Annotated in this window: 19 protein-coding genes; 13 read left to right on the top strand and 6 right to left on the bottom strand. The window is 58.6% G+C overall.

The annotated features are described in order from the left end of the window. Nucleotides 1-445: 445 nt before the first annotated feature. The 5 genes from ACNA0J_RS12065 to ACNA0J_RS12045 all read right to left on the bottom strand — a co-directional run bounded on the left by ACNA0J_RS12065 (nt 446) and on the right by ACNA0J_RS12045 (nt 5,961). On the bottom strand, nt 446-958 hold the full coding sequence (locus ACNA0J_RS12065) for an RDD family protein (RefSeq protein WP_415819095.1): 513 nt from the start codon (nt 956-958) through the stop codon (nt 446-448). 348 nt (nt 959-1,306) lie between these two features. Next, complete coding sequence (locus ACNA0J_RS12060; RefSeq protein WP_415819137.1) at nt 1,307-1,498, bottom strand: hypothetical protein; 192 nt, start codon at nt 1,496-1,498, stop codon at nt 1,307-1,309. A gap of 248 nt (nt 1,499-1,746) precedes the next feature. Then, entirely contained in the window at nt 1,747-3,504 is a 1,758-nt protein-coding gene (locus tag ACNA0J_RS12055) for a THUMP domain-containing protein (RefSeq protein WP_415819094.1), read from the bottom strand. A 31-nt stretch (nt 3,505-3,535) separates the two neighbouring features. Next, on the bottom strand, nt 3,536-3,964 hold the full coding sequence (locus tag ACNA0J_RS12050) for a CopD family protein (protein WP_415819093.1): 429 nt from the start codon (nt 3,962-3,964) through the stop codon (nt 3,536-3,538). A gap of 545 nt (nt 3,965-4,509) precedes the next feature. Then, nucleotides 4,510-5,961 carry a bifunctional 2-methylcitrate dehydratase/aconitate hydratase gene (locus ACNA0J_RS12045; protein ID WP_415819092.1) on the bottom strand — a complete coding sequence of 484 codons (1,452 nt, stop codon included), beginning with the start codon at nt 5,959-5,961 and terminating at the stop codon, nt 4,510-4,512. Between the two features lie 286 nt (nt 5,962-6,247). Between ACNA0J_RS12045 and ACNA0J_RS12040 the strand changes: the two genes are divergently transcribed. From ACNA0J_RS12040 to ACNA0J_RS11985, 12 genes are all read left to right on the top strand, one after another. Next, nucleotides 6,248-6,964: a GntR family transcriptional regulator gene (locus ACNA0J_RS12040; RefSeq protein WP_094837794.1), complete on the top strand. Its 717-nt coding sequence runs from the start codon at nt 6,248-6,250 to the stop codon at nt 6,962-6,964. Next, complete coding sequence (gene acnD, locus ACNA0J_RS12035) at nt 6,961-9,576, top strand: Fe/S-dependent 2-methylisocitrate dehydratase AcnD (RefSeq protein WP_415819091.1); 2,616 nt, start codon at nt 6,961-6,963, stop codon at nt 9,574-9,576. Before ACNA0J_RS12040 ends, acnD begins: the two co-directional genes overlap by 4 nt. Nucleotides 9,577-9,701: 125 nt before the next feature. Continuing rightward, nucleotides 9,702-10,892 carry a 2-methylaconitate cis-trans isomerase PrpF gene (gene prpF, locus ACNA0J_RS12030; protein WP_415819090.1) on the top strand — a complete coding sequence of 397 codons (1,191 nt, stop codon included), beginning with the start codon at nt 9,702-9,704 and terminating at the stop codon, nt 10,890-10,892. 73 nt (nt 10,893-10,965) lie between these two features. After that, a complete protein-coding gene (locus ACNA0J_RS12025) occupies nt 10,966-11,880 on the top strand; it encodes a LysR substrate-binding domain-containing protein (protein ID WP_415819089.1) in 915 nt (304 codons plus the stop codon). Nucleotides 11,881-11,909: 29 nt separating this feature from the next. After that, nucleotides 11,910-12,944, top strand: coding sequence for a Bug family tripartite tricarboxylate transporter substrate binding protein (locus ACNA0J_RS12020; RefSeq protein WP_415819088.1), 1,035 nt, complete (start codon nt 11,910-11,912; stop codon nt 12,942-12,944). 10 nt (nt 12,945-12,954) lie between these two features. Next, nucleotides 12,955-14,088: an NAD(P)/FAD-dependent oxidoreductase gene (locus ACNA0J_RS12015; RefSeq protein ID WP_415819087.1), complete on the top strand. Its 1,134-nt coding sequence runs from the start codon at nt 12,955-12,957 to the stop codon at nt 14,086-14,088. Next, nucleotides 14,078-14,434 carry a (2Fe-2S)-binding protein gene (locus ACNA0J_RS12010; RefSeq protein ID WP_415819086.1) on the top strand — a complete coding sequence of 119 codons (357 nt, stop codon included), beginning with the start codon at nt 14,078-14,080 and terminating at the stop codon, nt 14,432-14,434. The genes ACNA0J_RS12015 and ACNA0J_RS12010 overlap by 11 nt, the downstream gene beginning before the upstream one ends. Continuing rightward, nucleotides 14,424-15,800 carry an FAD/NAD(P)-dependent oxidoreductase gene (locus ACNA0J_RS12005; RefSeq protein ID WP_415819085.1) on the top strand — a complete coding sequence of 459 codons (1,377 nt, stop codon included), beginning with the start codon at nt 14,424-14,426 and terminating at the stop codon, nt 15,798-15,800. Before ACNA0J_RS12010 ends, ACNA0J_RS12005 begins: the two co-directional genes overlap by 11 nt. A 12-nt stretch (nt 15,801-15,812) precedes the next feature. Beyond that, nucleotides 15,813-16,190 (top strand): RidA family protein, encoded by a 378-nt coding sequence (locus ACNA0J_RS12000; protein ID WP_415819084.1) that lies wholly within the window; start codon nt 15,813-15,815, stop codon nt 16,188-16,190. A gap of 118 nt (nt 16,191-16,308) precedes the next feature. Then, on the top strand, nt 16,309-17,262 hold the full coding sequence (locus tag ACNA0J_RS11995) for a LysR family transcriptional regulator (protein WP_415819083.1): 954 nt from the start codon (nt 16,309-16,311) through the stop codon (nt 17,260-17,262). Nucleotides 17,263-17,358: 96 nt separating this feature from the next. Further along, nucleotides 17,359-18,630 (top strand): carboxylesterase family protein, encoded by a 1,272-nt coding sequence (locus ACNA0J_RS11990; protein ID WP_415819082.1) that lies wholly within the window; start codon nt 17,359-17,361, stop codon nt 18,628-18,630. Between the two features lie 30 nt (nt 18,631-18,660). Next, a complete protein-coding gene (locus tag ACNA0J_RS11985; protein ID WP_415819081.1) occupies nt 18,661-19,608 on the top strand; it encodes a Bug family tripartite tricarboxylate transporter substrate binding protein in 948 nt (315 codons plus the stop codon). 12 nt (nt 19,609-19,620) lie between these two features. Here the strand turns inward: ACNA0J_RS11985 and ACNA0J_RS11980 are convergent, their stop codons facing one another. Further along, the gene (locus tag ACNA0J_RS11980; protein ID WP_415819080.1) at nt 19,621-20,478 is read right to left on the bottom strand and encodes a LysR family transcriptional regulator; all 858 of its coding nucleotides are present in this window, start codon (nt 20,476-20,478) and stop codon (nt 19,621-19,623) included. A gap of 82 nt (nt 20,479-20,560) precedes the next feature. Here ACNA0J_RS11980 and ACNA0J_RS11975 point away from each other — a divergent pair, with 82 nt between their 5' ends. Continuing rightward, a complete protein-coding gene (locus ACNA0J_RS11975) occupies nt 20,561-20,953 on the top strand; it encodes a tautomerase family protein (protein WP_415819079.1) in 393 nt (130 codons plus the stop codon). The last annotated feature ends 184 nt before the right edge of the window (nt 20,954-21,137 follow it).

The raw sequence follows: 21,137 nt of genomic DNA, 5'->3' as shown, positions 1-21,137 counted from the left end.
GGCCCGCTTCGCGGGCTAAATCGCGGCTCAACGGCCCGGCGGGGCTTTTACACGCCGACCTCCTGCTCGCAATGTCTGCCATTGACGGATGTTCGTATGCTTCTCGTTGTTGAGTAGACTCCGTTGGTTTGTGTCCAGTTTGGGCACATGACATGAACCTGCCNATCGCATTNGCAAAGACAGCTTCAAAAAACAGCTGATGGCAATCAGCCCTCGTTGCATTCCCTCATCATGAGTCCCTGTCGCGTGCCTGGGCGTGGNGCCGGGCCGTTGAGCACGGATTTAGTCCGCGCAGCGGACCGAGGCCCCTGGTCACGGGCCGAGTCCGTGCGATAGGCCCGGCGCCACGCCCAGGCACGCGACAGGGACGCCTTCAGAGAGACAATCAAGAACAGCAAACGCCCAACACCAGCAGCCATAAAAAAGCCCCAGTCTCGGGCCTTTTCTATCGCCGCTTGTTGCGCGGCGGCGCATTGCGCAAGCGTGTGCCTAACAGCCGATCATGCAGGAACTGCCCGTCCGGATCGAACCACGACCAGATGAAAATCGCGAATGGCGCTACGACAATGAACATGTCCACGGATTTCCAGCCCGTCGCTGACGATGCTGCGGCGACCAGTCCTGCGGCGGCCAATACGAGCGGCCAGGCCAGGATGTAGCGCAACATCAGCCGGGGGACCGAGGGCGGCCGACCATCGCGATCCACCAGCCGGATATTCCAGGTTTTCATCGGCAGCGTCTGCCCATTGCGGCGCCAGCACAACACAAAATAAATGCCGATGACGACGAACAGCCATGCCTGACGCGCGTGTCTGAGCATCAGCGCATGTTTACTCTGCGTCAGCGTGTCAAACAAATAGCCCGCCAGAAATACGACACCGAACAACAGGACGGCTTCATACATCATGCAGGCAAACCGGCGTAGCCGGCTGGGCGTCAGCGAGAGCGCATCGGTCATCAGAACTCCGGGAAGCCTACGGGTACGCACAACACCATAGGCTGCACAAAGAGGGAATCCACATACTTCAGAATGTGGACTGGCCAAGGGGCGCTATTATCCCGGGCATCCCGGTCCTTGGCTATAGAAATGTCCCCAATTCGGATTCAAACCAAATGGGGAACATGCCGTCTTGGATACCGATTACGGGCTAGCCCGGCTAGGGCAGCGAAAATTCTCCAGCTGCGTCGATGGTAGTAGAAGGCAGTCCAGCGACCAGACAAAAAAAACCCACCGAGTTAACGGTGGGTCTTAAAAGGGGCTGTAGCAGCCCCCAAGGGGAAAATCGTTGCTTGCCTGCTGTTTACTTCAGGCGGCCGAGTGAGCGGTCTTTGTCTCAGCTTGGCGGGTAATCAGTGTCTTGACGCCTTTGCCCAGTTTGCCCAGGCTACGAGCCAGAGCGCGAAATGGACGGGGGCGGAACTGCTCTTCAATCGCTTGCAACATCAGCTGGCGTTCGAGTTCGTCAGTCAGCCGGATATGAGGGTTAATGTAGGGCACGATAAATCCAGAACTTGCGTGTATTCGTATGCAGTCATTGCATCCCGGCTACCTGGCGTCATCATCACGGTGAGGTGAGTGTCTACCTAGCAACCTGGGGATAACCCCTATTTTAGGGTTAACCCTGAATTTACGCAAGCGTCTAGTGCATCATGCGTGCTCTTGGTGCTGATAATGCGCCAGTTTTGAGCCTTGTGATCCTATTGCCACAATAATGGCGCATTGTTGCGGTGTTTTTACAACAACTATCACTTGGGATCCCGGTATCCGGCCGCCACCAGTTCAAACCCGAACAGGCGGCAATCCAGCGAGCCATTGTGTAAAGGAATCCGGCGCAGGGGTTTGAGCCGCAGGCGTTGCGGCAGGTCCAGGTCGCTGGAGATCACGTGTAGCTGCCAGCCCGAATAGGCGCGCTTCAGATTTGCCGACCAGGCTCGCCATAGCTCGGTATCATCCGTCGGCAGGCGTTCGCCGTAGGGAGGGTTCGTGACGATCCAGCCCTGTTCGGCGGGAGGCGGTACCTCACGGGCGTCGCCGACCTCGAATCGAATCGTGTCGGCTGTGAGCCAGGCGCGTTCGGCGTTATTGCGGGCATACTCCACCACCTGAGGGTCCAGGTCATAGCCGACCAGGGGTGCGTCCAGCTTGGGCAAAATCCGAGCGCGCGCGTCTTCTTTCAGATCGCGCCAGCGCCGCGGATCGTGGCCGCGCAAGCGCTCAAATCCCAGTGGCCGCGAAATCCCGGCAGGCACGCCCAGCGCAATCCAGGCCGCCTCGATCAAAATCGTGCCGCTCCCGCAGAACGGATCCAGCAGCGGTGCGGCAGGATCCCAGCCTGCCAGGGCCAACATCCCGGCAGCGAGGTTCTCGCGCAGGGGGGCATCTCCTTTATCCAGGCGCCAACCGCGCTTGAATAGCGATTCGCCCGAGGTGTCCAGATACAGCGTCGCGGTGTGTCCCGTCAGGAACAGATGAACGCGAGCATCAGGCCGCACCGTATCGATGCTGGGACGCGCGCCCTCGCGATCGCGCAGGCGGTCGCAGATCCCGTCTTTCGCACGCAAATTGCAGTATTGCAGGCTTTGCACCGGGCTCTTGATCGCCGAAGTGTCCACGCGCAATGTGTGTTCCGCGCCAAACCAGCGTTCCCAGGGCACGCTGTAGGCGAGATCGAGGATATCGTCCTCGTGCGAGATTTCCTCGTGCGCGACCTGCACCAGAATGCGCGTGGCCAGACGGGAATACAAATTGGCGCGCTGTATGCCCGGCCAATCGGCGCTGAAATGGCAGCCTGCACGTCCTACCTGAGCATCCTCGAACCCCAGCGCCTGCATTTCTGCGGTCAGGGCTTCTTCCAGCCCTTGGGGGCAAGGCGCAAAGACCTCGAACGTTTCTGCGTCTCGCAGTGCACGCGGTGCGTAGTGGCGAACCTCGGGTTCTGCCGCCCACTCGATATCTGAGGGGAAGGCATCATGATCGTCAGCGGTGGCTGGCGTTGAATCGGCCCAGGTAGCCTCATCGCGCGCGGAAGCCGTCGATGCTGAATCAGACCATCTGTCCTCATCACGAGCACGCGGTGTCCGCGGCCGCCGTGGAGCATCGAACGTGTCCGATTCACTCGCACCACGGCGAGCATACCCGGGTGCACGCGAGGCACCAGGCGAACGGCGCGGGGACTCCCCACGATCGCCCGTTGCCGATCCGCGTCGCGGGCCAGAATTTGTCCGCGACGATTCAGGTCTCGGGGCGTCGAATCCGCCGGGCGCACGTGAACGCGACGCGGGTTTGCCGCGTTCGGCCGACGCGTCGCCCCGTGGCGCGGCAGGCGTGTCGTCGGCGTCTCGCCGTAGACGTTGTACTTGATCTTTCGATCGTTCAATCAGGGCAGCCGTGCGTGCACGCGCGCCGCTGCGCTTGCGTTTGGTATCGCCAGCGGCGGCATGGGCGTCACGCGCCGTTTTTTTGACCGTCAGTGTTTTACGGCGGTCTTGATCATCAGAAGACATTCGAATCCTGGCCTAGGGCCGGGCAGTGTGGTCAGAAGGGTTTGAGCACCACCAGTAGTACCACCACCACGAGCAGTAAGACGGGAACTTCGTTGAACCAGCGGTAGAACTTGTGCGAGCGAGTGTTGCGGCCTTGTTCGAACTTGCGCAACATGACGCTACAGGCGTGATGGTAGCCGATGATAAGCAGGACGAAGAGCAATTTGGCGTGCATCCAGCCGTTGCCGGGGCCCATGCCGACGCCAAAGCCGATATACAGCCATAGGCCCAGTGCGATGGTGACGATGGCCAGGATGGTGGTGAATCTGAACAGTCGACGCGCCATGCCGATCAGACAGGCTTGTACCGAGGGGTCGGAGGTCTGGGCCAGATTCACGTAGATCCTGGGCAGGTAAAAGAGACCTGCGAACCAGGAGGCGATGAATACGATGTGGAAGGCTTTGACCCAGAGGTACAGCATGGTGGGTGGCTACTTGAAATAGGTGGATGGTTTGATTGTAGTCGTCTCTGTGGGGATCTGGGGGCAGGGATGGGTGTGGGTATCGCCATGCAACGGGTGTCTCNATGGAGGCGTNNCTGCCGCGTGCCGGAGTGTNANNCCGGGCCTATCGCGGCGACTCGGCCCGTCAGCAGGGGCCTCGGCCTCGCTGCGCGAGGCTAAATCGCCGCTCAACGGGCCGGCGCAACACTCCGGCACGCAGCAGCGACTCACAATGGTGGCATGCGTCGAAGGCTGATTGCCATGTGTTGAGCTTGCTCGTGGCGGTATGGAATGCCTCGGCACGACCGAGGATTTGTCACGCTCAGGTCATTACGGATCGTACGATTAATACGAAAGTACCGTCATTCAGGCCGCCTACGATAGTGATGGCATGCCCATCACAGATGATCTTCCCTGCAGGAGCATCCTCGAACAGCAGAACTCAGTCCGAGGCAAGTCACGAACACAATTTCGCGGCAACCCAAAGCGCAGCAACGCAGCAACGCAGCAACCGACCAAGAGCTCTAAATCACATACAAATCCACGTATTCATGCACCGGCATTTCCTCCAACACCCTCTGATCTAACGAGACCTCCAGAATCCGCGTCTGCTGTTTCGCTGGAAAGACCCGAGCCAGATTCGTCCTGAACTTCGCTTCGAGCAACGGAATCCCATCGCCGCGCCGCCGTTTGTGCCCGATCGGGTATTCGCATACCACCTCGTCCAACTGCGTGCCGTCGTTAAAAATCACCGTCAGCGCATTAGCGATCGATCGCTTGTCCGGGTCGTGATAGTCGCGGGTATAGGCGGGATCCTCCACGCAGATGATCTTGTCGCGCAGGAGGTCAATGCGCGGATCGTGCGCGATGTCATCCTCGTAGTCCGCGGCGGTGAGGCGGCCGAACAGAATGGGGATCGCCACCATGTATTGGATGCAGTGATCGCGGTCGGCCGGGTTATTGAGCGGGCCCTTCTTGTCGATGATGCGAATGCATGCCTCGTGGGTGCGGATGATGATCTGCTTGATGTCGCCCACTGATTTGCCAGCAGCGCCGAGCTGATCATGAATCGTCATGGCGCATTCCACTGCGGTTTGCGCATGAAACTCGGCTGGAAACGAGATTTTGAACAGCACGTTTTCCATGACGTAGCTGCCATACGGGCGCTGAAACTTGAAGGGCTGGCCTTTGAATAGGACGTCGTAAAACCCCCAAGTTTTTGCGCTGAGCACCGAGGGGTAGCCCATCTCGCCTGTCTTTGCGATCAACGCCAGTCGTACTGCGCGGCTGGTGGCGTCGCCCGCGGCCCAGCTTTTGCGGCTGCCCGTATTCGGCGCATGACGATAGGTGCGCAGGCTCTGGCCGTCGACCCAGGCCAGCGAAACCGCGTTGATGGTTTCCTCGCGGCTCAGGCCGAGCATTTGCGCGACGACGGCAGTGGAGGCGACTTTGACGAGGACGACATGATCGAGGCCGACTTTGTTGAATGAGTTCTCCAGGGCAATGCACCCCTGGATTTCATGGGCCTTGATCATGCCTGTCAGCACATCGCGCATGGTGAGCGGGGATTTGCCCACGGCAACGGCATTGCGCGACAGCCAGTCCGCGGTGGCCAGGATGCCGCCCAGATTGTCCGAAGGGTGCCCCCATTCCGCTGCGAGCCAGGTGTCGTTGAAGTCCAGCCAGCGGATCATGGCGCCGATGTTGAAAGCGGCCTGGACCGGGTCGAGCTGGAATTGGGTACCCGGGACCTTGGCACCATACGGGACGACCGTGCCCGGCACGATCGGGCCGAGCAGTTTGCGGCACGCCGGGTATTCCAGGGCCTCCAAGCCGCAGCCCAGCGTATCGATCAGGCAATTGCGGGCCGTTTCATAGGCCAGGCTGCTCTGGATTTGATAGTCGAGAACATAATCGACAATGTCTATGAGGACCTGATCGGGTTCGGGGCGGACATTGGAGATATGAGTGGACATGTGGGCTCCTTCTGTGCAATCCGCGCTATGTGCGCGGGTGGGGCCAGGGCGTACGCCGAAGCCCCGTTATCGGGGACAGGAGACGATGGGTCGAATCAAAGGCATGGCAATCCACATGAAATCACGGTGGCAGGGCAGTGTGTCAACACGCCAACGTCAAGACTGGCGAGTCCAGCACATGGCGGATGGGAAATGTCGGGCGCGAATTTCAATGATTGTTGACAATCTAGCCAATAAATCCCCTCATGGCTATAATTTAATCCGAAATAACCTATGAATTGTCGACATGGTGGAAAAAGTCCTCACGTTGCCCGTACCTGCCGCGAGCGAATCGGAAACGCTCTCCGAGCATGTGTTCCGCAAGATTCAGTCCGCCATCGTCAAAGGCGACATCTCTCCCGGCAGCAAGATTTCCGAGCCGGAATTGGCGCGCACCTATGGCATCAGCCGCGGACCGCTGCGCGAGGCTATACACCGGCTAGAGGGACAGCGCCTGCTGGTGCGCGTCCCGCACGTGGGGGCCCGCGTCGTGTCGCTGAGCCAACAAGAACTCTGCGAGCTCTACCAGATCCGCGAGTCGCTCGAGGGCATGGCCTGTCGCCTGGCTGCCGAGCGGATGACGCCGGCGGCCGCGGATGAGCTGCGTCGCGTGCTCGAGGCTCACGAGCGCGATGAGGCATTCCAGGCAGGCCGTGGTTACTATCAACAAGAGGGCGATTACGACTTTCACTACCGTATCGTCCAGGCCAGCGGCAACCAGATGCTGATTCGCATGCTTTGCGACGAACTCTATCAGCTGGCCCGCATGTATCGTATTCAATATTCGACGACGCCCAATCGGCCTCGTCAGGCATTTACCGAGCATCACCGCATTCTCGACGCTATCGCTGACGGCGATGGCGAGTTGGCTGAATTGCTGATGCGCAGACACATACGCGCATCCCGTCTCAATATCGAACATCAGATCGCGCAGAGCAACCTGCCGCAAACGGAGGCATCTTGAACACTCAATTCCGCAAGCCCTTGCCGGGCACTAATCTCGACTATTTCGACGTGCGCGCTGCGGTCGAGGCGATCGCGCCGGGCGCCTATGATCAACTGCCGTACACCTCTCGTGTGCTGGGGGAAAACCTGGTGCGGCGTTGTGATCCCGCTTTGTTGAACGATGCCTTGCGCCAATTGATCGAGCGCCGCCGGGATCTGGATTTTCCGTGGTTTCCGGCTCGCGTGGTCTGTCATGACATTCTGGGGCAGACCGCGCTGGTCGATCTGGCGGGTCTGCGTGATGCGATCGCCGATATGGGCGGCGACCCCGCCAAGGTCAATCCCGTGGTGCCGGTGCAGTTGATCGTGGATCACTCGTTGGCGGTCGAGCACGGCGGTTTCGAGCCCGATGCGTTTGCAAAGAATCGCGCTGTCGAAGACCGTCGCAACGAAGACCGTTTCCATTTCATCGACTGGACGCGCGAGGCCTTTCACAACGTCGACGTGGTGCCGCCGGGCAACGGGATCATGCACCAGATCAACCTGGAGCGCATGTCTCCGGTAATTCATGCTCAGGATGGCGTGGCGTATCCGGATACCCTGGTGGGTACGGACAGTCATACGCCGCATGTGGATGCCTTGGGCGTGATCGCAATCGGCGTCGGCGGCCTGGAGGCCGAGAACGTCATGCTGGGACGCGCGTCCTGGATGCGTCTGCCCGATATCGTCGGGGTAGAGTTGACGGGACGTCGTCAGCCCGGCATTACGGCCACGGATATCGTGCTGACCTTGACTGAATTCCTGCGCAAGGAAAAAGTCGTGGGCGCGTATCTGGAGTTCTATGGCGAGGGCGCTGCGAGCCTGACGTTGGGCGATCGCGCGACGATTTCCAATATGGCGCCCGAGTATGGCGCGACGGCGGCCATGTTCTCCATTGATCAGCAGACGATCGACTATCTGAAGCTCACGGGCCGAGAAGACGCGCAGGTACGCTTGGTGGAAACGTACGCCAAGGTAGCAGGCCTGTGGTCAGACAGCTTGAAACAGGTCCAGTACGAGCGTGTGCTGCGCTTCGATCTGTCGAGCGTGGTGCGCACCTTGGCTGGTCCCTCGAATCCGCATCGCCGCCTGCCTGTGTCTGATCTGGCCGAACGCGGCATTGCCGGCGTGGTGGAAAACGAGCCCGGCCTGATGCCGGATGGCGCCGTCATCATTGCCGCGATCACCAGCTGTACCAACACCAGCAATCCACGCAACGTCATCGCGGCGGGGCTGTTGGCGCGCAACGCCAACCGTGCCGGCCTCACACGCAAGCCCTGGGTCAAAACGTCGCTTGCGCCTGGATCGAAGGCTGTCGAGTTGTACTTGGACGAAGCCGGCTTGACGACCGAACTGGAAAAACTGGGTTTTGGCGTCGTCGCGTTTGCCTGTACGACGTGCAATGGCATGTCGGGCGCATTGGATCCCAAGATTCAGCAAGAGATCATCGACCGCGATCTGTACGCCACCGCCGTGTTGTCAGGCAACCGCAATTTCGATGGCCGCATCCATCCCTATGCCAAGCAGGCCTTTCTGGCCTCGCCACCATTGGTAGTCGCGTATGCCGTCGCTGGGACTATCCGCTTTGATATCGAGCAAGACGTGTTGGGTCAGGACGCTGACGGCAAAGACATTCGCCTGAAGGACATCTGGCCCAGCGACGAGGAAATCGACGCCGTGGTCCAGGCGGCGGTCAAACCCGAACAATTCCGCAAGGTCTATGCGCCGATGTTCGGTATTCGCGATCAGCGCCGCGAGGCGGTGAGCCCGTTGTATGCATGGCGCGAGCAAAGCACGTACATCCGCCGTCCGCCGTACTGGGAGGGCGCATTGGCCGGCGAGCGTACCCTGCGCGGCATGCGTCCGTTGGCCGTGCTGGGCGACAACATCACGACGGATCACCTGTCGCCTTCGAACGCCATTCTGCTCAATAGTGCGGCGGGTGAGTATCTGGCGAAAATGGGATTGCCCGAGGAAGATTTCAATTCCTATGCGACTCACCGCGGCGACCACCTGACGGCGCAACGCGCGACGTTTGCCAATCCCAAGCTGTTCAACGAGATGGTGCGCAACGACGATGGCAGCGTAAAACAAGGCTCGCTGGCTCGTGTCGAGCCCGAAGGCCAGACGATGCGCATGTGGGAAGCCATCGAAACCTATATGCAGCGCAAGCAGCCGCTCATCATCGTGGCTGGCGCTGATTACGGCCAGGGCTCGTCGCGCGACTGGGCCGCCAAAGGCGTGCGTCTGGCGGGCGTCGAGGCCATCGTGGCCGAGGGCTTTGAGCGTATCCACCGTACCAACCTGCTCGGCATGGGCGTGTTGCCGCTGGAGTTCAAGCCGGGCACGGATCGCAAGACACTCGCGTTGGATGGCACGGAAACGTATGACGTCGTGGGCGAACGCAAGCCGCGCGCTGATTTGACGTTGATCGTGCATCGTCGCGATGGCGAAACCATCGAGGTGCCCGTGACGTGCCGGCTCGATACGGCAGAGGAGGTCTCGATTTACGAGGCAGGCGGCGTGCTGCAACGCTTTGCACAAGATTTTCTTGAGGCGTCGTCCACGGATGCTGCCAGCAAGGCGGGTTAAAGTGCCTGCTGCATGTATCGAGCAGAGCATTTGAGACACAACACCGGCTTGGTTTGCCCGTTAGCGTGGTGGCCAAGCCTGAATCCTATTGCGCAGATGGCGCTATCTATTTTCAGGACTGGTCGATGACTCACGCACCACAAATCAAGATACCCGCGACATATATGCGCGGAGGCACCAGCAAAGGCGTGTTTTTCAAACTGACGGATTTGCCCGAAGCGGCTCAGGTACCGGGGCCCAATCGCGATTCGCTGTTGCTGCGCGTGATTGGCAGCCCCGATCCCTACGGCAAGCAGACCGACGGTATGGGAGGCGCCACGTCCAGCACGAGCAAGACCGTGATCTTGTCCAAGAGTACTCGTCCTGAGCATGATGTGGACTACCTGTTTGGCCAAGTGTCGATTGACCAGCCGTTCGTGGACTGGAGCGGTAATTGCGGCAATTTGTCCGCGGCGGTAGGGCCGTTTGCGATTGCGAATGGTCTGGTGGATGCCGCACGCGTGCCCGAGAACGGAATCGCGATCGTGCGGATCTGGCAGGCCAACATCGGCAAGACCATCGTCGCTCATGTGCCGATAACCAATGGTCAGGTGCAGGAGACCGGAGACTTCGAGCTCGATGGCGTCACGTTTCCGGCGGCCGAGGTTCAGATCGAGTTTTTAGACCCTGCGGACGAAGGCGACGGTGATGGCGGTTCGATGTTCCCGACGGGGAATGTGGTCGACGAGCTGGATGTGCCGGGTGTCGGGAAATTCAAGGCGACGTTCATCAATTCCGGTATTCCCACGATTTTTCTGGATGCCGAGGCGCTGGGCTACACCGGTACCGAACTGCAGGACGACATTAATAGCGATCCGGCTGCGTTGGCACGCTTTGAAACGATCCGCGCTCATGGTGCGGTACGTATGGGCTTGATTGCGTCGCCAGATCAGGCCGCCGGCCGTCAACACACGCCCAAAGTTGCATTCGTGTCCAAGCCCAAGGCGTACACCGCATCCAGCGGCAAATCCATCGGTGCCGGGGATATCGATGTGTTGGTGCGTGCCTTGTCGATGGGTAAGTTGCACCATGCGATGATGGGCACAGCGTCGGTGGCTATTGCGACGGCGGCAGCGGTGCCAGGGACGCTGGTGAACTTGGCGGCAGGCGGCGGCGAACGCGATGCGGTGCGGTTCGGGCATCCGTCCGGGACATTGCGGGTGGGAGCAGAGGCACGCTCGGTTGATGGTGAATGGACCGTTACGAAAGCCGTGATGTCGCGTAGTGCTCGTGTGTTGATGGAAGGGTGGGTGCGCGTGCCTTGGGAGGCTCGCTGAGATTGCCGAGGTGATGTAGCGCACTCAAGCTGAACTAGCGTCAAGCCACGACTTACCTCTGCAATATTCCAATATGGCAAAAAAAGTAATGACGCATAGAATGATTGAAGCCTTTCGCGCGACGATCATGCATGGTGGCATCAGCGCCGGTGCTGACGCTATGGAGATTTCACAGCCGTCCATGAGTCGATTGTTGGCCGACTTTCAAAATGTCGTGGGCTTTCCGCTTTTCATGAAGGTCGGACGAACAATGAAGCCGACGGATGAAGCCCTGGCAATAATGATGAAGGTTCAGCAGTCGTTCGTTGGACTCGAGGACATCACGCGATTTTCCGATCAACTTCGCAAGCAAAAGATGGGGCGACTTTCCATCTGTGCGATTCCGTCAATCGGGCATTCTGTTATGCCTGAGATTATCGAGCATTTGCATGCGAAATATCCTGATGTCATTATCAGCCTGACTGTGGCGTCGTACGCGGAAGTCGCGCGAAATGTGCGAAATCGTCAAGCCGATATCGGATTCACAGCCGACACACTTTCGATGGGTGGGCTGGAAACTGTCGCGACATTCACGGGCGACTGTGTGTGTATTGGCAGCGCCAAGTATCTGTCTCCGGACATAGGTTCTGTAGGCCCTGAGGACCTTCTCGATAAACCATTCATTGGTTTCACCGGTACCTTCGAAAAGCGGCTGGACGCATGGCTAACGACTGAAGGGAAACAATTAGACAGCATGGTGGAGGCGTCACTGGCACACTCTGTCAGTGAACTTGTCCTTCGAGGTATGGGTATTTCCGTGGTTGATCCGCTGTCAGGCGTACACCACAGACGCCGTGGCGGAATTACGTTGCCATTGCATCCGCCGTTGCGTTACACGGTCTATGCGGCGGCGATGAGTGACACAAGACTGAGTGAACCTGCACGCGATCTGGTGCAGTGCATGCGAGCAGCCATCGAAAACGCCGAGATACATAGCATTTCCGAATAGATAGACCAAACTTCACGCATGGATTAATTATGCGTGACTCCATACCATCTCCTGAACATCAATTAGAAAAAGGGATGGTGATGACACATGTACTACCTAGTGCTTGCAGCGCCACACTTTTCGCGCTACTCGCGTCCTTAGCCACCACACAGGTGGCACTTGCGGAATACCCTGAGCGGGCGATTCGATTCATCGTGCCCGCTGCACCGGGCGGTGCGGCAGACTCGACCGCTCGTGTTCTCGCGGCGTCTCTGTCGCAACGGCTTGGTCAGTCCATCATTATCGAGAATAAACCAGGAGCATCGGGCGCTATAGCCCTCAATGAGATCGCCAAGGCGCCCGCCGATGGCTACACCATAGGAGGCGCAAATCTCGCCACCTACGTCGTCGCCGCACTGTCTGCCAAGAATCTCCCCTACAAGCCTTTGGAAGACTTCACTCCGATCGCGATGCAAATGACGGCTCCCAACCTGCTTGCGGTCACACCGAGCCTTCCTGTTCACTCTGTGAAGGAACTGGTTGAATACGCCAAGGCTCACCCTAAAAAGGTTTTCTATGGGTCGACCGGTTATGGCACTTCATTGCATGTGGTGACAGAGCTGTTTCGGACTAGCGCCGACATACAAATCGAACACGTTCCCTATAAAAGCGCGCCAGCTGCTGAGTCTGATTTAGCCGGAGGACAGATCCAAATGATGATCGGCAATCTCACGTCCATGCAGCCTCAAGTCAAAGCAGGGCGCCTTCGTGCGCTGGCCATCACGGGTCCAAAGCGCTCAGCCGTTTTACCCGATGTGCCGACGATCGCCGAAGCGGGCTTTCCCATTGTGGAGATGGAGACGTGGAGCGGAGTGATCGGCCCTGCCGGTTTGCCTGCCAGCGTGGTGGATAAGCTCAATCGTGAAATCAACGCCGTCTTGGCAGACGCGAGTGTCGTGAAACAGCATGAAGACCTCGGCGTCGCTGTAGCACCAGGATCGGCGAAGCAGTTTGCCCAGCGGATCAGCGCGGATAACGCCAAGTGGGGCAAGGTTATCAAAGATAACAACATCGTTCTGGAATAACGGCACACACATGAGCAAAGAAGAAATGATTGTTGTGGGTGGTGGTGTGGTCGGCGCTGCAATAGCCTTTGGCGCCGCCCGAGCTGGTATGTCTATCACCCTCCTTGACCAGGGTGACATCGCCCATCGCGCATCGAGGGGCAACTTCGGGTTGGTCTGGGTACACAGTAAAGGGGATGGGTTTCCGCGATATGCACGCTGGTGCCGTGATGCCGTTGATTTATGGCCCGCGCTGGCCAATGATCTGCGCGAACTCACGGGCGTTGATGTGGATCTCAAGCAACCAGGTGGTTTCTGGATCGGCTTTAACGATGCCGAATTGCAGGCACGCGCGAGCATGTTGGCAAGAATCAAGGATGCCGGTACGGATGTCCCATATGAAATGCTAAGCCATGCAGAACTTAAAAATCGCCTGCCGGCGATTGGCTCGAAAGTCGCAGGCGGTAGTTACTGCCCATTGGATGGCCACGTCAATCCACTCAAGCTTCTGCATGCACTACACGCGGGACTGCACGCTCTGCACGCGCGCGTCATATCCAATGTCGACGTCGCTCGGATAAGACATCAGGATGTTGGACGCTTTGAAGTCGAGAGTGCCTGTGGCAGAACCTGGCATGCATCGCGTGTGGTGCTGGCGGCCGGACTGGGAAACTGCGAACTCGCAAGACAGGTGGGTCTGCATGCTCCGGTAACCCCGAATCGGGGACAGGTGCTTATTACCGAACGGCTCAAGCCATTCCTGTCCTATCCCACGAACAAGGCAAGGCAGACCAGCGAAGGTACGGTGCAACTGGGTTTCTCGGTGGAGGACGTCGGATTGGATGATGGCACGACAGTATTGGCCACTGAAGCCATCGCCAAGCGGGCTGTGACTACCTTTCCCATTCTTGGTGATGCTCGTCTCGTTCGGGCCTGGGGCGCGTTGCGCGTAATGACCCCTGACGGCACGCCTATCTATCAGGAGTCTGCGATGTACCCCGGTGTGTTCGTTGCCACCAGCCACAGTGGCATCTCGTTAGCAGGTATGCATGCCTACGTGGTGGGGCCGTGGATGGCAGGTCGCATAACCGCGCCGGATGACATCAATGCGTTTGCGGGAGATCGATATCTCGATAGCAGCAGGAGCCATGCAAATGCGCATTGATACGTCCTTGCTCACGCATGCGCTGTTTACTTCCACTCCTTCTGATGAGTTGGGCACTGTCACATTGCGATTCGACCACGAGGTCCTCGTGGTACCCGCGGGCATTACGGTAGCGGCAGCGCTGCTCATGAGCGGCGTGGATCATTTTCGAACGACTTCGATTTCCGCCGCCTCGCGCGCGCCGTATTGCATGATGGGTGTCTGCTTCGACTGTTTGGTCGAGATCGACGGTAAACCCAGTCGCCAGGCCTGCCTGACATTGGTTCGTGACGGAATGATCATTAGGCGTCAGCACGGTGCCTCGGCACTCCCCACTCTGCAAGAGGACGTACGGCATGGAGATTAATGTCATGGACGTGGTGATCGTAGGCGCTGGTCCTGCAGGCCTCGCTGCAGCGATTCAAGCACGAAAAGAAGGGCTTAGCGTTGCATTGCTTGACGAGCAACCGGCAGTGGGAGGGCAGATTTACCGTAGTGTCGAATCGGCCGGTGCAGGGCGTCGCACAGTACTGGGTGATGACTACGCGGCAGGGGCTGCACTTGCCGAGGCATTCGCCCGCAGTGGCGCGGACCACATTGCTGGCGCTTCCGTTTGGAATATTGGGCGGGACCTGCGGGTCAACTATCTTCGGCAGGGGGCCAGTATGGCGCTGCAGGCGCGCAATATTGTGCTAGCCACCGGTGCTATGGAGCGCCCATTCCCTGTGCCGGGCTGGACGCTGCCTGGGGTGATGGGCGCGGGCGCAGCACAGATTTTATATAAGACAGCGGGTGCTGTCCCTCGCGAACCAGTTGTGCTCGCAGGGTGCGGACCATTGCTGTACTTGTTAGCCGATCAATATTTGCGTGCCGGTGTGACGCTGAAGGCTGTCGTGCATTGCACGCAACACGGCGACTATATGAGATCGGCACGCCATCTGTCCAGCGCGTTCAAGGGATGGCGTGATCTAAGCAAGGGACTACGTATGCTGGCCAACTTGCGTCACCATCGCATTCCCGTTTATGCCGGTGCGCAAGACTTCTCGATTGTTGGCTCGGCGCGAGCGGAGGCATTCTGCTTCACTCACGACAATCGTGAACATCGCATCGATACGCCGTTGGTGCTATTGCATCAGGGAGTTGTGCCCAACACGCAGTTCAGTTGGGCGCTTCGAGCCAAACACTCCTGGAACGCCCGGCAGCTTTGCTGGGTGCCTGAGACGGACGCTTATGGACAGATCGAAGATTCCGGCATTTATATCGCTGGCGACAGTCGTGGAATCGTTGGCGCGAAGGCGTCGGCTTGTCAGGGGCGTATAGCCGCCATCGCTATTGCCGCGAAGCGGCATGGGGTAAGCATGACGGATTACCGCCTGAAGGAGGCAGAAATACGCAAGGAAATGCGCCGTCAACTTCATATCAGGCCGTTCCTTGATGCACTATACAGACCACCGGATTCGCATCGAATACCTGAGGACGATTCCGTGGTCGTCTGTCGCTGTGAAGAGATCACAGCAGGACAGATCAAGCAGTACGCCGCACTGGGTTGCGTGGGCCCGAACCAGACCAAAGCGTTCGGACGTTGTGGGATGGGGCCGTGTCAGGGACGCTTGTGTGGGTTGACGGTGTCTGAGCTTATTGCGAGTGTACGGGGAGTCTCTCCAGAAACAGTGGGCTATTACCGTATACGTCCTCCCATCAAACCCGTGACGCTTGGCGAACTGAGCGCTTAACGAAGGATTCAAATGTCAAACATCGTGCGCATTGCAACGGACAAACGTCGCAGTCGAGTCGTGATCTACAACGGTATAGCGTTTGTGAGCGGCCAGGCTGCCGATGATCGCAGCCAGGATATCCGAGGGCAGACGCAGCAGACTCTGGCGAAGATAGACTCATTTCTCGCAAGGGCTGGGACAAGCAAGCATCACCTTCTCACAGCACAAATATGGCTCAAAGATATCAAAAACGACTTTCAAGGCATGAATGAAGTCTGGGACAGTTGGACCGCGCCGGATGCTGCTCCTACACGTGCCACGGCGCAATGTCTGATGGGGGCCGAAGATGTACTCGTCGAAATCATCGTTACCGCCGCGGTGCCGGACGTTACGATGACTCAAGTCTGACGCCCCCTGTCGAGGCTGTGAAAGTCATGATAATCGAAAGACATTGACCAGTATCAGCCCTCATTGTCAGCACGTCGTTCCAAGGGAATAATCAGGCCACTGTTTTCTAAGGTCTCGTATGATTCCCTTCAAAGGCAAATTGCGGGTACGCCATTTGGAAATTGTGTTGATAGTCGCCGAGTTGGGCAATTTGTCCAAAGCGGCCGCGCAACTCAACACGACGCAATCGGGCCTGTCCCGGGCAATCGCGGAGATCGAAGAGCTCGTCGGCGCCAGGCTGTTTGAACGGGCTGCAAAAGGAACGTCATGTACGCCCTTGGGAATGGCGATGTGCCGTCACGCGCGGCAACTGCTCGTGGACTTCCGGCGCGCAGAGATCGAGTTGGCTGCGATATCCCGTGGCGATGAAGGCAGCTTGACCGTTGGGGGCTTTTCGATGTTTGCTGGCTGGCCTATTGCGCCTGCAGCTCGTCGTTTTCAAGCAAAGTATCCACGTGTCATGCTGACGATTGAAGTTGGGTCACATGAGCAACTCATAGAACAGTTGGATGCCGGTGCCATTGACGTACTGATCAGCCGATATAGCGCCGCCGTGAATCCTCAGATCTATCGTTCGATAGCGCTCGTGCATGATGCCGTGATATTGGCGTGTTCGAATCGGCACCCTCTGGTCGATCAACCACAAAGTACGCTTGAGGACTATGTCCGCTATCCATGGATTACGGCATTGCCTGGCAGCCGCATTCGGGGCGAACTTGAGCGCCGTTTGATCCAAGATGGATTTTCGGTGCCGGACATGGTGGGCGCGCTGTCACCAGAGTTCAGTATGGAAATGCTGCAAGGTGGTCATTATCTGTGGCTCATGCCAGGCAGTGTGGCGGCGATCAGGCAGGCGCGGGGTGAGCTCATCATGCTGCCGGTGCTGCCGCCCGTACAGCGTTCGCCGCTATCGGCTATCTGGCGGCGGGATCGCCCTAGCACCAGGCCTGTGCGCGCGTTTTCTTCTGTGCTGGCGCAAGCCATCCGCGCAGACAGGGATGTTCTGCAGCGCCAGCAATACGAAGTGTTCTAGGGCATGCGTAATACGCATGACATTTGTCGAAAGTTGCATGTCTTAGCTAGACGAATCGCCCCTACCATAGTCTCTCGTTGATGAAGAGAGCGGGCGATGAGTGACGCAGTCGAAGTTGGTTTGCCTCAAGGTACGCTGCGCGGCTTGCGCGCAGCGGGTATCAGTCGTTTTTGCGGAATCCCTTATGGCCAAGCGCCCATTGGCCCATTGCGCTTTGCCGCCCCTGAGCCCGCGTGTTGGAGCGGACAGCTGAATGTGACAGGCCCCGCGCCGATTGCCCCGCAGTTGCCATCTCGATTGCGCGATGCAATGGGCGACTTCATCGCCACGCAAGACGAAGACTGTCTACGCTTGACGATATGGACGCCCGGCACTGATGCCGCGCGCCGTCCGGTCGTGATTTGGCTGCATGGCGGTGCATGGCAAAGCGGAGGCATCTTGCCTTGGTATGACGGCGCGCGATTGGCGGCGCAAGGGGATGTGGTGGTCGTGGCTGTCAGCTATCGCCTCGCTGCGTTGGGATGGTTGGCGTTGCCGGGAGGGATGCCCAACGCCGGTTTGCTTGACCAGGAATTGGCCGTGGATTGGGTCATTAAGCACATCGCAGCATTTGGTGGAGATCCTGCGGCATTGACATTGATGGGGCAGTCGGCAGGGGCTTCGTCTATTTGCGCGATGCTTGCTCGGCAACCGCGGTTTTCTCGCGCGATCTTGCAAAGCGCGGCGTTGGGCCGAGGTTGGCGCAGTGCCGCTCAAGGCGAGAGACTGGCGCAAGCCTACATGAATGCTTGTGGCGTGCGTTCACTGGACGAGGCCCGGGAATTACCTGTCAGCACATTGTTGGCCGCACAGCAGCATCCTGTCGTATTACAGGCATTGCAAGACGAGGGCAGTGGCCGCTCGCTGTTTGCTCCAGTGCGCGACGGCGCCATTCTGCCCGAGGACATGGACGCCGCGTTGGCGCGTGCGGTAGCGCGCGCAGACGTCCTGGTCTCTTATACCCGAGACGAAATGGCAGCGTTTCCGGGGCAGGGTGTCAATGCAGCGAGTGCTGCGCTGGGTGACGAATTTTTTGATCAACCCGCTCGGGCCTGGGCTGCCAATGCGGCCAGGCATGGCCGACAGTCCTGGCTGGCTCGCTTTGACGTTGCACCGACGGCTCGTTTCGGCGCGTGCCATTGTATCGAGTTGCCGTTCGTCTTCGGCAATCTGGATGTGTTCGCCCATGCGCCTATGTTGCAGGGACTCAGCGCCGGCGCAGCCGCATCACTCTCGCAACAAACGCAGCGCGCCTGGATTGCTTTTATCCGAGGCCAGTCGCCCGGCTGGCCGCCAGCGCCGCATCAACAAGCGTTGACTGCGCACTAAAACGATGACGAAAACTTCAAAGGGGAACTCATGTTGCGACGTGTCTTAGTCATGTTGGCTGCCGTGCTGTTGGCGAACGCAGCCCATGCGGAATATCCTGATCGTCCTGTACGTATCATCGTGTCCAACCCGGCAGGCGGCCCAGTAGACGTCATGCTGCGGGTGTTGGCCACCAGGCTGTCCGAAACATGGAGACAACCCGTTATTGTCGAGAATCGTCCGGGCGCATCGGGCATCATCAGTACAGGCGCGCTACTGAAGGCGCCACCCGACGGTTATACCTTGGGCATGGTGGTGGCATCGGCCATCACTATCGTTCCCTTTGCGGTTGACGATTTCGATCCCATCGATGACCTACAGCCTATCTCGCTGGTTGCGCGCACGCCGTTTCTTTTTGTCGTCGCCGCAGACAGTCCATTAAAAACATGGGACGATTTCGTCCGTGAGAGCAAAAAACGCGAACTCAATGTCGGTTCGTTTTCCATCGGCACTGCCTTTCATTTGGTTTGGGAGCAAACGGCGCGCAGGGCGGGCATCAAAGCACTTTATGCGCCATCCTCCTCGTCCGGTACTACTCTCAACGACTTGATCGGAGGGCAGTTGGATGTGGCGTTGGATGCCCCTTCGAGCGCCAAAGGTTTAGTGGACAGCGGGAGATTGCGTGGTTTGGCCATCACTAGCCCGCAGCGTTTTGCCGGTATGCCTGATACGCCGACGTTGCAAGAGTCCGGTATGAGCGGTTATGCGCCGCAACCCTGGATCGGCCTGATGGCGCCAACGGGTATTCCTGCCGAGCGCGTCACTGCGATTCAGCTCGCGGTCTCCACCATCCTGCAAGAGCCGGCGATGAAAGCGCAAATGCAAACACTCGGAATGATCCCCATCGGCAGTACGCCGGAGGTGCTCGCGTCAACGATCAAGACGGATCGTGCCGAGATGGCGCCTCTCATTAAAGAGTTGGGAATACGCCTGAAATAAGCTCGCGACAGCTTATCCCCGCGCCGCGGCCTTGAATGCTGCGGACAGCGCAATCAGCGTATCGGTCGCTCGCGGCGATTTGACTCGGGTATGCAACAAGATCGGCAGGCTGGGCAGTGCAGGCAGGCCCAGTTTGGAACCTATGTCGACAGCGCCGAAAGGCAACATCCGGGGGGCCAATGCCGCGATGCCTAACCCCGCCATGACCGCTGCGGCGACGGCCGCTACGCCACCGCCAACAAACACTTCGGTCCAGGGCACTGCGGCTTCATCCAGCAGCTTGCCGGCTAGCGCTCTTACGCCGCACGGCTCGGCGAGGGTGGCTAGCGGTAGTGGCTCATTTGCTCGCGGCTGCCAACCAGGTGCTGCAAACCAGCCTAGCGTTTCTTCCGCGAGCACCTGCCCGTCAGTGCGTCCCAAATGTTGCCGGACGATCACGGTATCAAACTCTCGTCGTTCGTACCGCTGAATCAAATCGCCGGATGAACCGATGCGAATTTCGATCACCAAATCGGGGTCTTGCGCATTCATGCGCGAGATCAAGGCAGGCAGCTCCGGCCCGGCGACATGGTCGCTGATGCCGATGGTCAGACGTTGCCGGGTTCCAGAAAAAACCGATAGCGCGCGATCGTGGGCGTCCAGCAATGCGCGTGCATGCTCCAAGAACGCATTGCCTTGTGCAGATAGCTCCACATATCGGGGCGTGCGCTCCACCAGTCGGAATCCCACTCTGTCCTCAAGCCGCTTGAGTTTCAGGCTGACCGCAGCCTGAGTTATCTGCAGCGCTTCGGCGGCACGCGTGAAGCTGCCCAGCTCGACGATTTGCACGAACGCCCGCACTGCGTCTAGGTCTAGAGAGGTCGCTATCATTTCAAATATTTATTAATGAAATAAGTATAAATAGCTTATCAGAATAGATACGATGAGTGCGTCCATCACCAGGAGCACTGCTATGCCATTCGTTCATGTTTCATTGCGCACGGGAAAGCCAGAAGCCTATCGGCAGGCAATTTTCAACAATGTGTACCGCGCATTGCGAGAGACGTTCAACGTCCCTGAAGACGATCAATTCATGATCTTGACCGAGCACGAGGCGGCGAACTTTCGCTACAGTCCCTCGTATATGAATGTCGCCCGCAGCGACGACCTGGTCTACATCCAGATGACTGTCAGCAATACACGAGACCTGGACCAGAAAAAAGCGCTGTTCCAGCGACTCGTGAAATTACTTGGCGAGGATCCAGGCATCCGTCCTGAGGACGTATTCATCAACCTCGTCGAAGTCGTCAAAGAAAACTGGTCCTTCGGCCACGGCCACGCCCAGTACGCCTCAAACCAAAATTAACGCGCATCGCCGTTCTCAATCAGAGCAACCGCAAGCAGGAGGGCGTCGCGCGATAACTCTCGTCAATAAATGCAGTTGCAAGCCGGGGGCCGTCGCCTATAAGCCCCACCGGCCCNNTNACGCGGGCNNGGCCCATTAGCAGGGGCCGAGGTCCCCTTCGGGGACTGCCCGCCGCTCAACGGGC

The organism is Bordetella tumbae (assembly GCF_965139195.1).
Lineage (GTDB): Bacteria > Pseudomonadota > Gammaproteobacteria > Burkholderiales > Burkholderiaceae_B > Bordetella_A > Bordetella_A tumbae.
The sequence above is the reverse complement of the archived record's forward strand: the minus strand, read 5'-3'. Positions and strand labels throughout refer to the sequence as shown.

Excerpts from the sequence above, each read along its gene's own strand:
- ACNA0J_RS12065 (WP_415819095.1), bottom strand. The coding sequence starts at position 958 with ATGACCGATGCGCTCTCGCTGACGCCCAGCCGGCTACGCCGGTTTGCC.
- ACNA0J_RS12055 (WP_415819094.1), bottom strand. The coding sequence starts at position 3,504 with ATGTCTTCTGATGATCAAGACCGCCGTAAAACACTGACGGTCAAAAAA.
- ACNA0J_RS12050 (WP_415819093.1), bottom strand. The coding sequence starts at position 3,964 with ATGCTGTACCTCTGGGTCAAAGCCTTCCACATCGTATTCATCGCCTCC.
- ACNA0J_RS12045 (WP_415819092.1), bottom strand. The coding sequence starts at position 5,961 with ATGTCCACTCATATCTCCAATGTCCGCCCCGAACCCGATCAGGTCCTC.
- ACNA0J_RS12040 (WP_094837794.1), top strand. The coding sequence starts at position 6,248 with ATGGTGGAAAAAGTCCTCACGTTGCCCGTACCTGCCGCGAGCGAATCG.
- prpF (WP_415819090.1), top strand. The coding sequence starts at position 9,702 with ATGACTCACGCACCACAAATCAAGATACCCGCGACATATATGCGCGGA.
- ACNA0J_RS12025 (WP_415819089.1), top strand. The coding sequence starts at position 10,966 with ATGGCAAAAAAAGTAATGACGCATAGAATGATTGAAGCCTTTCGCGCG.
- ACNA0J_RS12020 (WP_415819088.1), top strand. The coding sequence starts at position 11,910 with ATGCGTGACTCCATACCATCTCCTGAACATCAATTAGAAAAAGGGATG.
- ACNA0J_RS12015 (WP_415819087.1), top strand. The coding sequence starts at position 12,955 with ATGAGCAAAGAAGAAATGATTGTTGTGGGTGGTGGTGTGGTCGGCGCT.
- ACNA0J_RS12010 (WP_415819086.1), top strand. The coding sequence starts at position 14,078 with ATGCGCATTGATACGTCCTTGCTCACGCATGCGCTGTTTACTTCCACT.
- ACNA0J_RS12005 (WP_415819085.1), top strand. The coding sequence starts at position 14,424 with ATGGAGATTAATGTCATGGACGTGGTGATCGTAGGCGCTGGTCCTGCA.
- ACNA0J_RS12000 (WP_415819084.1), top strand. The coding sequence starts at position 15,813 with ATGTCAAACATCGTGCGCATTGCAACGGACAAACGTCGCAGTCGAGTC.
- ACNA0J_RS11995 (WP_415819083.1), top strand. The coding sequence starts at position 16,309 with ATGATTCCCTTCAAAGGCAAATTGCGGGTACGCCATTTGGAAATTGTG.
- ACNA0J_RS11990 (WP_415819082.1), top strand. The coding sequence starts at position 17,359 with ATGAGTGACGCAGTCGAAGTTGGTTTGCCTCAAGGTACGCTGCGCGGC.
- ACNA0J_RS11985 (WP_415819081.1), top strand. The coding sequence starts at position 18,661 with ATGTTGCGACGTGTCTTAGTCATGTTGGCTGCCGTGCTGTTGGCGAAC.
- ACNA0J_RS11980 (WP_415819080.1), bottom strand. The coding sequence starts at position 20,478 with ATGATAGCGACCTCTCTAGACCTAGACGCAGTGCGGGCGTTCGTGCAA.
- ACNA0J_RS11975 (WP_415819079.1), top strand. The coding sequence starts at position 20,561 with ATGCCATTCGTTCATGTTTCATTGCGCACGGGAAAGCCAGAAGCCTAT.